Annotated in this window: 13 protein-coding genes; 8 read left to right on the top strand and 5 right to left on the bottom strand. The window is 67.8% G+C overall.

What is annotated here, in order from left to right; genetic code table 11:
* Positions 1–136: 136 nt before the first annotated feature.
* From RHA1_RS33040 to recX, 6 genes are all read left to right on the top strand, one after another.
* The gene (locus tag RHA1_RS33040) at positions 137–769 is read left to right on the top strand and encodes a TetR/AcrR family transcriptional regulator (RefSeq protein WP_011598560.1); all 633 of its coding nucleotides are present in this window, start codon (positions 137–139) and stop codon (positions 767–769) included.
* The gene (locus tag RHA1_RS33045) at positions 766–2,310 is read left to right on the top strand and encodes a glycerol-3-phosphate dehydrogenase/oxidase (protein ID WP_011598561.1); all 1,545 of its coding nucleotides are present in this window, start codon (positions 766–768) and stop codon (positions 2,308–2,310) included. The genes RHA1_RS33040 and RHA1_RS33045 overlap by 4 nt, the downstream gene beginning before the upstream one ends.
* A gap of 27 nt (positions 2,311–2,337) precedes the next feature.
* Positions 2,338–3,486, top strand: a complete 1,149-nt coding sequence (locus RHA1_RS33050) for a glycosyltransferase (protein WP_011598562.1) — start codon at positions 2,338–2,340, stop codon at positions 3,484–3,486.
* A 33-nt stretch (positions 3,487–3,519) separates the two neighbouring features.
* The gene (locus RHA1_RS33055; RefSeq protein ID WP_005240748.1) at positions 3,520–3,714 is read left to right on the top strand and encodes a DUF3046 domain-containing protein; all 195 of its coding nucleotides are present in this window, start codon (positions 3,520–3,522) and stop codon (positions 3,712–3,714) included.
* A gap of 145 nt (positions 3,715–3,859) precedes the next feature.
* Entirely contained in the window at positions 3,860–4,903 is a 1,044-nt protein-coding gene (gene recA / locus RHA1_RS33060) for a recombinase RecA (RefSeq protein WP_005240749.1), read from the top strand.
* A gap of 9 nt (positions 4,904–4,912) precedes the next feature.
* On the top strand, positions 4,913–5,428 hold the full coding sequence (gene recX, locus RHA1_RS33065) for a recombination regulator RecX (RefSeq protein ID WP_009480021.1): 516 nt from the start codon (positions 4,913–4,915) through the stop codon (positions 5,426–5,428).
* A 96-nt stretch (positions 5,429–5,524) separates the two neighbouring features.
* Here the strand turns inward: recX and RHA1_RS33070 are convergent, their stop codons facing one another.
* The 4 genes from RHA1_RS33070 to RHA1_RS33085 all read right to left on the bottom strand — a co-directional run bounded on the left by RHA1_RS33070 (position 5,525) and on the right by RHA1_RS33085 (position 8,837).
* Positions 5,525–6,424, bottom strand: a complete 900-nt coding sequence (locus tag RHA1_RS33070) for an amino acid ABC transporter permease (protein WP_009480022.1) — start codon at positions 6,422–6,424, stop codon at positions 5,525–5,527.
* Positions 6,421–7,101: an amino acid ABC transporter permease gene (locus RHA1_RS33075; protein WP_009480023.1), complete on the bottom strand. Its 681-nt coding sequence runs from the start codon at positions 7,099–7,101 to the stop codon at positions 6,421–6,423. The genes RHA1_RS33070 and RHA1_RS33075 overlap by 4 nt, the downstream gene beginning before the upstream one ends.
* Positions 7,102–7,193: 92 nt before the next feature.
* Positions 7,194–8,027: a glutamate ABC transporter substrate-binding protein gene (locus RHA1_RS33080; protein ID WP_011598563.1), complete on the bottom strand. Its 834-nt coding sequence runs from the start codon at positions 8,025–8,027 to the stop codon at positions 7,194–7,196.
* Positions 8,028–8,108: 81 nt separating this feature from the next.
* Entirely contained in the window at positions 8,109–8,837 is a 729-nt protein-coding gene (locus tag RHA1_RS33085; RefSeq protein ID WP_011598564.1) for an amino acid ABC transporter ATP-binding protein, read from the bottom strand.
* Between the two features lie 210 nt (positions 8,838–9,047).
* Here RHA1_RS33085 and miaB point away from each other — a divergent pair, with 210 nt between their 5' ends.
* Together miaB and RHA1_RS33095 are read left to right on the top strand one after the other, a co-directional pair.
* Complete coding sequence (gene miaB / locus RHA1_RS33090) at positions 9,048–10,565, top strand: tRNA (N6-isopentenyl adenosine(37)-C2)-methylthiotransferase MiaB (RefSeq protein ID WP_009480026.1); 1,518 nt, start codon at positions 9,048–9,050, stop codon at positions 10,563–10,565.
* Entirely contained in the window at positions 10,562–11,182 is a 621-nt protein-coding gene (locus tag RHA1_RS33095) for an Rv2732c family membrane protein (RefSeq protein WP_009480027.1), read from the top strand. Before miaB ends, RHA1_RS33095 begins: the two co-directional genes overlap by 4 nt.
* A gap of 6 nt (positions 11,183–11,188) precedes the next feature.
* On the opposite strand, the gene RHA1_RS33100 is transcribed toward RHA1_RS33095, so the two are convergent.
* Complete coding sequence (locus RHA1_RS33100) at positions 11,189–12,574, bottom strand: DUF349 domain-containing protein (RefSeq protein WP_011598566.1); 1,386 nt, start codon at positions 12,572–12,574, stop codon at positions 11,189–11,191.
* Between the last annotated feature and the right edge of the window lie 119 nt (positions 12,575–12,693).

Raw genomic sequence — 12,693 nt, forward strand, 5'->3', positions numbered from 1 at the left:
GCCTCGCCGTCCAGTCGTACCTCCGTCGCACAATTCCCCAACGTCGGGGACGGGCGGGCCGTGGCGGCCCGGGTGATGTGATTCGAGTGCCGGTTCGGTGCCGGCGGGGGATTCATGCGTTACGGTGTTACACACAATGTCTATCCGTAATTCTGCGTCGCGTGACGACACCTCAGCGAGCGTCGAGGACTCCATTCTCGACGCCGCACGCTCGTGCATTCTCGATTTCGGACTGCGCCGAACCACACTGGCGGAGGTCGCCCGGCGCGCCGGCGTCAGCAGGCCGACCGTCTACCGCCGCTGGTCGGACACCAGGGCCGTGGTCGCCGATCTCATGACCCGTGAGATCGCAGCCGTGATGCCCGAATTCTCCGTCGAGGAATCGGTCCACCGCCAGCTGGTCGACGCCGTCGTCCACGTGTCCACCGAGGTGCGTGACCATCCACTGTTCGTGAAGATCCTGCGTTCGGATCAGGAACTGTTCACCACCTACATCCTCGAGCGGCTCGGTACGAGCCAGCGGGCGATCATCGACCAGGTCGCGTTCGCGGTCTCGACGGGTCAGGACCAGGGCTCGATCCGCGCGGGGGACAGCCGTCACATCGCTACGATGGTGCTGCTCATCGCACAGTCCGCGGTCCAGTCGGCCGTGATGGTGGCCGAGGAACTTCCCGGCGACGCCCTCACGGAGCAACTCCGGCACGCTGTCGGCGCCTATCTGGCGCCGGACGTCGCCGTCACCCACCCGACAGATCGAGGAGACCGGTGAACCACCCGAACACGCCGCCCGTGAGCCGCTCGTCGGCTCTGAACGCGGCGCGAAGAGCGCGCGAACTCGACCAGCTGTCGGACGGTGCCGTCGTCGACGTCCTGGTGATCGGCGGCGGAGTGACCGGCGTCGGTGTCGCACTCGACGCGGCGTCACGCGGCCTCGACGTCGTGCTCGTGGAGAAGCGGGATCTCGCGTTCGGGACCAGCCGGTGGAGTTCGAAACTCGCCCACGGCGGGCTGCGGTACCTGGCATCGGGCAACGTCGGCATCGCCCGCGAGAGCGCGGTCGAACGCGGAATCCTCATGACCCGCACCGCCCCCCACCTCGTCCGGGCTCTCCCACAGCTCGTGCCCGTCCTCGATTCGATGACGCTGTTCGGCAAGTCCCTCGTCCGCACGGGATTCCTGGCAGGCGACCTGCTACGTGCAAGCGCTCGCACACCGTCGTCGGTCCTGCCGCGGTCACGGACGGTCCGGGCCGACCGGGTGGTCGAACTCGCCCCCGCGGTCCGGCGGGAAGGCCTGCGCGGCGGCCTGATGGCATTCGACGGCCAGCTCATCGACGACGCCCGACTCGTGGTGTCCCTCGCACGCACTGCCGCGCTCCACGGCGCGAAGGTGCTCACCCGGACGGGCGCGTACGACGTCACCGGGACGTCCGCGAACCTGCGCGACGAGCTGACCGGCTCGGAACTGCCGATCAGGGTGCGCGCCGTGGTCAACGCGGCGGGCGTGTGGTCGGGTGAGATCGATCCCGGGATCACGTTGCGGCCCAGTCGCGGCACGCATCTGGTGCTCCCGGCCGAGCGGCTCGGGAACCCGACCGCGGCGCTCACGGTTCCGATCCCCGGTGAGACCAATCGCTTCGTCTTCGCGCTGCCCGCACAGCTCGGCCGCGTGTACCTCGGCTTGACCGACGAGGCCGCGCCGGGACCCGTTCCGGACGTTCCGGTGGCGTCGGAGCAGGAGATCGACTTCCTTCTCGACACGGTCAACACCGCGCTCGAGGTTCCGTTGCAGCGCTCGGACGTCCTCGGCACCTTCGCCGGGCTGCGACCTCTCCTCGACACCGGGGACGGATCCACCGCGGACCTCTCGCGCAACCACGCCATCCTGCGCTCGGACACGGGTCTCGTCAGTGTGGTCGGCGGCAAACTGACCACCTACCGCAAGATGGCCGAAGACGCCGTCGACGCCGCGGTCGAGGTGGCAGGACTGGACGCGGGCCCGTGCCGGACGCGGGCCCTGCCGCTCGTCGGTGCCGCGACACCCGAGGCGCTGCGGAAGGTCTCGGCCCCGCCGGCGCTGCTCGCCCGCTACGGAACGGAGGCGGCGCTGATCGCCGCCGCCGACGCCGAACTGCTGGCGCCGATCGCCGAGGGCGTGGACGTGAGCCGCGCCGAGTTCGAGTTCGCGGTGACCCATGAGGGGGCGCTCGACGTCGACGACCTGCTCGACCGGCGCACCCGGATAGGACTCGTCCCCGCCGACCGTGCCCGGGCTCACGGTGCCGCCGAAGCAGTGTTCGAGAAACGGTGACGCCGACCGTGTGACACCCTGTGGTTCGTGCGAGTCGCCGTGGTCGCCGGGCCTGATCCCGGACATGCCTTTCCCGCCCTTGCGTTGTGCCTCGCCTTCATCGAGGCCGGAGACGATCCAGTCCTGTTCACCGGCACACGGTGGGTCGAGCCTGCACGGGCGGCCGGCGTGCCTGCCGAGTTGCTGAAAGGCCTTGCGCCCCGCCCGACGGACGACGACCTCGATGCGGGAGCGCGCATTCACGCCCGCGCCGCGCACATCTCCACCGAGTTGCTCCCCGACCTGCGCGCGTGGGGACCCGACCTCGTGGTCTCGGACATCCTGACCGCGGGCGGGGGCATGGCCGCGGAGCGGCTGGGGATCCCGTGGGTCGAGCTGTCCCCGCATCCGCTGTACGCCGCGTCCAAGGGGTTGCCGCCCATCGGAAGCGGATTGGCTCCGGGCGTGGGAATTCGGGGCAGGTTCCGCGACACGCTCATGCGCGCCGCGACGGCGCGGTCGATCCGGCAGGGTGAGCGGCAACGCTCCGAGGCCCGGGTCGGCGTCGGACTGCCTGCGAAGGACCCGGGACCGGTGCGCCGGCTGATCGCGACGCTCCCCGCGCTCGAGGTGCCGAGGCCGGACTGGCCCGCCGAGGCGCACGTGGTCGGGCCGCTGCTGTGGGAACCGACGAACGAGGTGCTCGCGGCGCCGGACGGCACGGACCCTCTGATCATGGTGGCTCCGTCGACCGCGTTCACCGGCGCGGAGGGCATGCTCGAGACGACGCTGGCGGGGCTCGACGGGGCCGGTGTCCGTGTGATCGCGTCGATACTGGACGGATCGCCGGCCCCGGTTCCGCCCTGGGCGAGGGCAGGTCTCGGCCGTCAGGACGCGATGCTGCGCGAGGCGTCGGCCGTCGTCTGCGGCGGCGGACACGGGATGCTGGCGAAGGCTCTGCTCGCAGGGGTCCCGGTGGTGGTGGTTCCCGGCGGCGGCGATCAGTGGGAGCTCGCGAACCGGGCCGCGCGGCAGGGGAGCGCCGTCGTGGTGCGTCCCCCGAGCGCGGAAGCACTCCGCGCGGCGGTCGAACAGGTGCTCTCGAACGGTGCCCATGCGGACGCCGCGCAGCGGGCCGCGCGGAGCATCGTGGACGTCGCCGATCCGGTGGCGGTGTGCCGCGACGCGCTGCGGTGAGAGCCCGGCACGAGGTTCGGCTAGCGTGGATGTGTGCGACTGACCGAATTTCACCAACTCGTCCGCGAAGAGTTCGGGCAGATGCGCGGCGACGCACTACTCGTCGACCACGTGCTGCTCAGTCTCGGGGGCAAGACCGCCGCCGAAGCCATCGAGGACGGCCGGGAGCCCCGCGAGGTGTGGCGCGAACTCTGCGTGGAGTTCGACGTCCCGCCGCAGCGCCGGTAGAAAACCGGCGTGTCGAACGGACCGACCGCGCATATCGAACACACGTTCCCCTATGCTGGAGATGTTCGGTGGTCACGGTTCTTGTCGGTACCCGGATCTAACCTGACCGCAGATCACTGATGAGACTCGAGGAATGGGGACGACGATGGCACCACAGGCACACGATCGAGACAAGGCGCTCGACCTCGCGCTGGCGCAGATCGACAAGAACTTCGGCAAGGGCTCGGTGATGCGCCTGGGCGAAGGTGTCCGTCAGCCCATCGCCGTCATCCCGACCGGCTCCATCGCGCTGGACGTCGCCCTCGGCATCGGCGGGCTGCCCCGCGGCCGTGTCGTCGAGATCTACGGCCCGGAGTCCTCGGGTAAGACCACCGTGGCTCTGCACGCTGTCGCCAACGCCCAGGCGGCAGGCGGTATCGCCGCGTTCATCGACGCCGAGCACGCGCTCGACCCCGACTACGCCCAGAAGCTCGGCGTCGACACCGACGCGCTGCTGGTGTCGCAGCCCGACACCGGTGAGCAGGCGCTGGAAATCGCAGACATGCTGATCCGCTCCGGCGCCCTCGACATCCTCGTGGTCGACTCCGTGGCCGCTCTGGTCCCGCGCGCCGAGATCGAGGGTGAGATGGGCGACAGCCACGTCGGTCTGCAGGCCCGTCTGATGAGCCAGGCGCTCCGTAAGATGACCGGTGCGCTCAGCAATTCCGGCACCACCGCGATCTTCATCAACCAGCTGCGCGAAAAGATCGGCGTCATGTTCGGTTCCCCCGAAACCACCACCGGTGGTAAGGCATTGAAGTTCTACTCGTCGGTGCGCCTCGACGTGCGGCGGATCGAGACCCTGAAGGACGGCACCGACGCGGTGGGTAACCGTACCCGCGTCAAGGTGGTCAAGAACAAGGTCGCGCCGCCGTTCAAGCAGGCCGAGTTCGACATCCTCTACGGCCTGGGAATCAGCAAGGAAGGCTCGCTGATCGACATGGGTGTCGAACACGGGTTCATCCGCAAGTCGGGCTCCTGGTACACCTACGAAGGCGACCAGCTGGGACAGGGCAAGGAGAACGCCCGCAAGTTCCTGTTGGAGAACACCGACATCCGGGACGAGATCGAGAAGAAGATCAAGGAAAAGCTCGGAATCGGCGCCGACGTCACTGCTGCTACGGATGACGCCGCCCCGGTCGAATTCTAAGGCGCCGCCGTGCGTCCGACGGGCGAAGGTGGAACGGAGACGCAGGCCAAGGATTTGTGCCTGCGTCTTCTGACTGACCGTGCCCGGAGTCGAGCGGAGTTGTCCGAGCGTCTGGCGAAGAAGGGCTACTCGGCCGAGATCGCTGAGCGTGTGCTGGATCGCCTCACCGAGGTCGGACTCGTCAACGACGCCGACTTCGCCCAGCAGTGGGTGCATTCGCGGCACACGTACTCCGGCAAGGGAAAACGTGCGCTCGCACTGGAACTGCGCCGCAAGGGCATCGGTCAGGAGGAGGCCACCGAAGCCCTCGCTCAGATCGACAGCGAAGACGAACGAGCCCGAGCCACCGAACTGGTCGCGAAGAAACTGCGGACGGTGTCCACGGACGATCGGGACCGGGCGGTCCGCCGGCTGGTGTCGATGCTCGCGCGCCGCGGCTTCCCCCAGGGCATGGCGTTCGAGGTGGTCAAGGAACAACTCGATCGCGCCGGTGCGGAAACCGACGGCCTGTTCGACGAGACCTGACCACGAGACGACAACAACACTGACGAGACGCGACACTGCGGTCGGACGGAACAGAGTTTCCGTCCGACCGCAGTGTCATGTCACACCCGCGTCAGATCACAACCGTTTGTCGGTGATGTCCATACCCGGAACCGACACCGCCGGAAGCTCGGGAACGGCCCCCCCGGGGCCTCCGCCCTTCTTGCTGGCCCGTAGCCGCTTCTCCACCTTGGTCGCCACCACGGTGAGCGTGTAGTTGAGGATGATCATGATGATCGCCACCACGATCAGGGCGGGCAGGTAGTTGCCGTAGAACGCACCGAGCTGCTGGCCGGACCGCACCACTTCGACATAGCCGATGAGGTAACCGAGCGCGGAGTCCTTCAACGCCACCACCATCTGCGAGATGATCGCGGGCAGCATCGCCGTGACGGCCTGCGGAAGCAGGATGGTCCGCATGACCTGGCCCTTGCGCATACCCAGCGCCATGGCGGCCTCGCTCTGCCCCTTGGGGAGCGAGTTGATGCCTGCCCTGACGATCTCGGCGATCACCGAGCCGTTGTACAGCGTGAGGCCCACGATGACCGCGGCGAGCGCAAGGTATTTCGACTTGAAGACCTCGTACTCGGCGAACAGCTGGTACGAGAAGATCATCAGGATCAGCACGGGGATGGCGCGGAACAATTCGACGATCCCGCCGGCCACCCATCGCACCGGCCGGTGGTCCGAGAGGCGTCCGATGCCGAGGATCGCGCCGAGGATCAGTGCCAACAGGATCGATACGGCGGCCGCCACGAGGGTGCCGCGGATGCCGGGGATCAGATACGTCGTCCACGACGTCGATTCGAGGAACGGATCCCATTTCGCCGCGGTCAGCTGACCTTTGTCGTCGAGCGCGGCGTAGACGAGGTAGCCGATTCCCAGTAGTGCGACAGCGACCACGACCGAGATCAGGCGATAGATGTTCTTCGCCTTCGGGCCCGGTGCGTCGTAGAGGACGGTGGCGGAATTGCTCATCGTGCAACCTCGTATCGCTTGCTCAGGTATCCGAAGAGAAGCCCCATCGGCAGGGTCAGGATCACGAATCCGAGCGCGAAGATGCCACCGACGACGAAGATGGCGGCCTCGTTCTCGATCATTTCCTTCATCAGCAGCGACGCCTCCGCCACGCCGATCACCGAGGCGATCGTCGTGTTCTTGGTCAACGCGATCAGCACACTGCCGAGCGGGGCGGTGACCGCGCGGAATGCCTGCGGCAACACGATCAACCGCAGATTCTGCGAGAACGTGAGGCCGAGCGACCGGCCCGCCTCCGCCTGGCCGACGTGCACCGTGTTGATACCGGACCGCAACGACTCGCAGACGAAGGCCGCGGTATAGACGCTGAGGCCGAGCACGGCGAGCCGGAAGTTGTTCTCCTCGAAGAACGTCGGCGACTGCTCGGGGGCGAGCTTGACACCCATCGTCTGGAAGAGCCCGAAGGAGCAGAAGATGATGATGAGCGTCAGGGGAGTGTTGCGGAAGATCGTCACGTACGCCGTGCCGACGCCACGTGCGACCGGGATCGGTGACACCCGCATCGCCGCAAGGATGGTGCCGAGTATCAGAGCACCGACAGCCGAGAACGCGGTGAGTTGCACCGTCGTCCAGAACGCGTCGATCAGCTGATCGCTGTATTTGCTCAGTAGGTCCACTTACCGTCTCCCCAGGTCACCGGTGGTTGGTGTCGAACCGGGCCGGACGACTCCACGAATGGGAAGTCGTCCGACCCGGATGAGTGAGTTGCTCAGTACCGATCGACGGTCGGCGGGGCGGGGATCGGGTAACCCGACGCGCCGACTGTCTCGTTGAACGCGCGCGCCCATGAGCCATCCGCGATCATGGCGTCGATGGCGTCGTTGATCTTGGCGCGGGTCTCGTCGTCACCCTTGGCCAGGCCGATGCCGTAGCGCTCTTCGGTGAACGGCTCGCCGACCACCTTCAGCTCGCCCGGGTACTGCGCCGCATAGCCGGCGAGGATGATGTCGTCGGTGGTGACGGCGTCGACCGCACCGTTACGCAGCGCCTCGACGCAGGCGGAGTACGTGTCGAACTCCTGCAGCTGCACGTCCTGCGCGTACGTGTCCTTGACCTTCTGCGCCGGGGTCGACCCGGTGACCGAGCACAGCTTCTTTCCGCCGTTGAGCGAATCGGGGCCGGTGATGTCGGTGTTGTCGGACTTCACCAGGAGCGACTGTCCGGCGATGAAGTACGGCCCGGCGAAGTCGACCTTCTCCTTGCGGGCGTCGGTGATCGAGTAGGTGGCGACGATGTAGTCGACCTCACCGTTCTCGATCAGCGTCTCGCGCTGAGCCGACGGGGACTCCTTGAACTCGACGTTCTCGGGCGCGACACCCAGCTTGCCGGCCACGTATTCGGCCACCTCGACGTCGAAGCCGCTGAAGGACCCGTCGGGGTTGCGCAATCCGAGGCCGGGCTGGTCGTACTTGATTCCGACCGTCAGCTTGCCCTCCGACGCGCTCTGGGAGGCGCTCTTCTCTTCACCTCCGCCGCAGGCAGATGCGACGACGGCGAGCGCCATGACGCCGATTCCCACGCGAATCGAGCGATTGATCCTCATCGAGTTCCTCCAATTGAAATGACGGGTGTTGCGTGTCGAGCACGGTCGACCGAGAGAGCACCGCAGCGGCGCCCCTTCGAGTCAGTGGCTGAGAATCTTGCCGAGAAAGTCCTTCGCGCGCTCGGATTTGGGAGCGGTGAAGAACGTGGCGGGCTCGGCGTCCTCGACGATCTGGCCGTCGGCCATGAAGAGAACCCGGTGGCCGACCTTGCGGGCGAAGCCCATCTCGTGGGTCACCACGAGCATGGTCATGCCTTCCTTGGCGAGCGAGGTCATGACGTCCAGGACCTCGTTGACCATTTCCGGGTCGAGTGCGGACGTCGGCTCGTCGAACAGCATGACCTTGGGGTTCATGGCGAGTGCGCGTGCGATCGCGACTCGCTGCTGCTGACCGCCCGACAACTGCGCCGGGTACTTGTCCGCCTGGTTGGCGATGCCGACCCGCTCGAGAAGCTCGTAGGCCTTCGCCTTCGCGTCGGCGCTGCTCTTCTTCCGCACCTTGACCGGTGCGAGCATCACGTTGTCGAGGATCGTCTTGTGGGCGAACAGGTTGAACGACTGGAACACCATGCCCACGTCGGCGCGCAGCGCCGCCAGAGCCTTGCCCTCGGCCGGCAGTACCTTGCCGTCCACCGCGATCTCACCGGAGTCGATGGGCTCGAGGCGATTGATGGTGCGGCACAGCGTCGACTTACCCGAGCCGGACGGTCCGAGGACGATCACCACCTGTCCGCGAGGGACTTCGAGGTCGATCTCCTGGAGGACGTGGAGGGCGCCGAAGTGTTTGTTCACCGATTTCATCGAGATCATGGACGGGGCCGCGCCCGTGGAGGGTGTCGGCGTCGCGTCGTCGGCTTGCGTCATAGTCGATGACCCTATGTGTTGGGAGCGGGAGCACCTGCCATTTGCTCCGAGAATCCTCGGGATCTCACGGAAACTTTACTGTCCGGCTTCGGGCGTGTGTCCGGGCGCACACCGGCCGCGACGAGGCGATTTGGCGCGGGCCGTACCCTGGCATACGTGGACACGATCGACCAGACCCCTCACCGCAGCTACGAGGTGCGCACGTACGGCTGCCAGATGAACGTGCACGACTCCGAGCGGCTGTCGGGGCTCCTCGAGGACGCCGGCTACACGAAGGCGGCCGCGGGGCAGGCACCCGACCTCGTCGTCTTCAACACCTGCGCGGTGCGGGAGAACGCCGACAACAAGTTGTACGGCAACCTGAGCCACCTCGCGCCGGCGAAGGAACGGAACCCCGACATGCAGATCGCGGTCGGCGGGTGCCTGGCGCAGAAGGACCGCGACGTCGTCGTGAAGAAGGCGCCGTGGGTGGACGTCGTGTTCGGCACCCACAACATCGGTTCGCTCCCCGCGTTGCTGGACCGGGCCCGCCACAACCAGCGGGCCGAGGTCGAGATCCTCGAGGCGCTGGAGGCGTTCCCGTCGACGCTGCCCGCCAAGCGGGAGTCGGCGTACGCGGGCTGGGTGTCCATCTCGGTGGGATGCAACAACACCTGCACGTTCTGCATCGTGCCCGCGCTGCGCGGCAAGGAGGTCGACCGGCGCCCCGGCGACATCCTGGCCGAGGTGCAGGCCCTGGTGAACGAGGGCGTCGTCGAGGTCACCCTGCTCGGGCAGAACGTCAACGCGTACGGCGTCTCCTTCGCGGATCCGGACCAGCCCCGCGACCGCGGCGCGTTCGCCGCGCTGCTGCGAGCATGCGGACAGATCGACGGGCTCGAGCGGGTGCGCTTCACGTCGCCGCACCCGGCCGAATTCACCGACGACGTCATCGAGGCGATGGCCGAGACCCCCAACGTGTGTCCCCAGCTGCACATGCCGCTGCAATCCGGCTCGGACCGCGTGCTGAAGGCGATGCGCCGCTCCTACCGGAAGTCGCGGTTCCTGGGGATCATCGACAAGGTGCGCACCGCGATGCCGCACGCGGCGATCACCACCGACATCATCGTGGGCTTCCCGGGCGAGACCGAGGAAGACTTCCAGGACACACTCGACGTCGTCCGGCAGGCGCGCTTCACCAGCGCCTACACGTTCCAGTACTCCAAGCGTCCCGGCACCCCGGCAGCGGAGATGGACGAGCAACTGCCCAAGGCCGTCGTGCAGGAACGGTACGAACGTCTCATCGCGTTGCAGGAACAGATCACGCTCGAGGAGAACCAGAAGCTCGTCGGCGCCGAGGTGGAACTGCTCGTCGCCGCCGGGGAGGGCCGCAAGAACGCGGAGACCGCCCGGATGAGCGGGCGCGCCCGCGACGGCAGGCTCGTCCACTTCCGGCCCGAGGGCAATCTCGACGGGACCGTCCGGCCCGGCGACGTCGTCACCGTCGTCGTCAGTGCCGCCGCCCCGCACCACCTCGTCGCCGACACCCCGGTCCTGACCCACCGCCGCACCCGCGCGGGAGACTCCTTCGAGAAGGGCGTGACCCCGAAGACCCCGCCGATCGGCGTGGGACTCGGACTGCCGCAGATCGGTGCGCCCGCACCACTACCCGTCCAGATGGGATGCAACGCATGACCTCCCCGTTCGACGACAAGCGGCACGACGGAAACCGGTCCGGTGACAACGGTTCGGGTGCCGAGAGCGAGCCGATCGAGAGTTACCTGAAGGATTTCGACGCCGCCGAGAAGAAGGTGGCCGGCGAGATCGATCCCGGCGCGCGTGCGCTCGTCGTCGCGGTCGCGGTGGTCGTGCTGCTCGGCTCGCTGACGTTGCCGCACTCCGGCATCGCCAACGGCTGGGAGGTGCTGGTGTACGGGGACGACGCCCGCGCGGAGACGATCGCGCTGCCGTCACGGCTGTTCGTGTGGTTCGAGGTGGTGTTCGGGGTCGTCGTGTCGATGCTGGCGCTCGTCACCCGCCGCTGGGCCCTCGCCTGGGTGGCCCTCGCCGGGACCGCCGTGTCGATCGTGTTCGGCATGCTCGCCATCTGGTCGCGGCAGACACCGGCGCCCGGGGTCGAGGCGGCCGGACCGGGGATCGGCCTGATCATCGGCTGGCTCACCGTCATCGTGCTCACGTTCCACTGGTTGAAGGTGGTCTGGAGCCGGACCGCCCTGCAACTGGCCGCGGAAGAGGAACGCCGCGCCGCTGCCGCCGAAGCGGAGCGACGCGGCGACTGGAACGTCGGCTGATCGGACCTACTGGCCGCTGACGGCGCCCTCGGCCGCCTCGGCCCATTCGCGCCACTGCTGGGCCTGAGCGAGGGCGCTCTCGGCGTCCTTCGTCTTGCCCGCCGCGGTGGCCTTGGCGGCCTGCTCCTCGAACTGCGTGACCCGCTCACGGAACTGCGCGGCCCGGGCGAGGGCCTCCGGATCGGTGCGGCGCCATTCCTCGTCGGCGGCGTCGCGGACACGCTTCTCGATGGCCCGCAGCTTGCCCTCGAGGTCGTGCATCCGCTCACGCGGCACCTTCCCGATGGCGTCCCACTTCTCCTGCAGGTCGCGGAGTGCGGCCCTCGCCGCGTCGATGTCCTTGGCCGGATCGATGTGGCCGGCGTTCTTCAGCAACTCTTCCTTGGCGACCGCGTTCTCCTCGAACTCGGCGTCGCGTTCGGAGGACGCGGCGTTGCGGGCGGCGAAGAACACGTCCTGAGCGCCCTTGAAGCGCTTCCACAGGTTGTCGTCGGCTTCCCGCGGTGCGCGGCCGGCGGCCTTCCACTCGGCGAGCAGGTCACGGAAAGCTCCGGCCGTGGGGCCCCAGTCGGTGGAGTCGGACAGCGCCTCGGCCCGGGTGACGAGCTCTTCCTTCTTGGTCTTGGCGGCGGCGCGCTCGCGATCGAGTTCGGCGAAATGGGCGCCGCGGCGACGGTTGAACGCCTCCCGCGCCTTCGAGTACCGCTTCCACAGGGCGTCGTCGACCTTCCGGTCGATCCCGCGGATCGTCTTCCACTCGTCCAGGATCTCGCGCAACCGGTCACCGGCGGCCTTCCACTGCGTGGATTCGGCACCGATCTGTTCCGCCTCGGCGGCCAGTGCTTCCTTGCGTTCGGTGTGAGCCTGCCGCGACAGTTCCTTCTCGTGCTTGGCTTGGGCCGCAGCCTCGTCGGATCCGGCGATGATGACGTCGAGCCGCGCCGCGAGTGAATCGATGTCACCGATCACCGCCGCGGTCGGGAGGGATTCGGCGAGCGCGAGCGCTGCCGCCTTGGTCTTCTTCGCGTCGCCCGCGCCGGAGCTGAGCCGGGCCTCGAGGAGTGCCACTTCCGTTGCCAGATCGTCGAAGCGCCGACCGAAGTGCGCCAGACCTTCCGCCGCGTCTCCGGCCTGCCACGACCCGATCTGCCGTTCGCCGTCCGCGGTCTTCACCCAGGCGGTGCCGTCGTCGTCCACGCGGCCGAACTTGCTCGGGTCGCTGTGGGCGGGGGCGGCAACGGCGGGGGCGGAGAGGGCGTGTGTCGGTGTCGGATGGGGCTTGGGTGCACCCGGTTTCGCGGCGGCACCGGGCTTCGGGACGCTGGACTTCGGTGTGTTCTGCTGCTGAGCGGCAGGCTCCACGGCGGGCTTCGCGTCGCTGCTGTCGGTCATCGTTTCCTCATCTCTGCCGCGCGTCACGGCTGCCTGAACGCAATACTGGCTCCATACGACCCGGGACGGGTGCTGGCTCCATTCAACCCGGTACGGGCCCTGTGGACTATTGAATCAGG

The sequence above is a fragment of the Rhodococcus jostii RHA1 genome, from assembly GCF_000014565.1.
Classification (GTDB): Bacteria; Actinomycetota; Actinomycetes; order Mycobacteriales; family Mycobacteriaceae; genus Rhodococcus_F; species Rhodococcus_F jostii_A.

Bases quoted from the DNA above. Each gene is read 5' to 3' on its own strand.
- RHA1_RS33040 (WP_011598560.1), top strand. From the start codon at position 137: ATGTCTATCCGTAATTCTGCGTCGCGTGACGACACCTCAGCGAGCGTC.
- recA (WP_005240749.1), top strand. From the start codon at position 3,860: ATGGCACCACAGGCACACGATCGAGACAAGGCGCTCGACCTCGCGCTG.
- RHA1_RS33070 (WP_009480022.1), bottom strand. From the start codon at position 6,424: ATGAGCAATTCCGCCACCGTCCTCTACGACGCACCGGGCCCGAAGGCG.
- RHA1_RS33080 (WP_011598563.1), bottom strand. From the start codon at position 8,027: ATGAGGATCAATCGCTCGATTCGCGTGGGAATCGGCGTCATGGCGCTC.
- RHA1_RS33085 (WP_011598564.1), bottom strand. From the start codon at position 8,837: ATGATCTCGATGAAATCGGTGAACAAACACTTCGGCGCCCTCCACGTC.
- RHA1_RS33095 (WP_009480027.1), top strand. From the start codon at position 10,562: ATGACCTCCCCGTTCGACGACAAGCGGCACGACGGAAACCGGTCCGGT.
- RHA1_RS33100 (WP_011598566.1), bottom strand. From the start codon at position 12,574: ATGACCGACAGCAGCGACGCGAAGCCCGCCGTGGAGCCTGCCGCTCAG.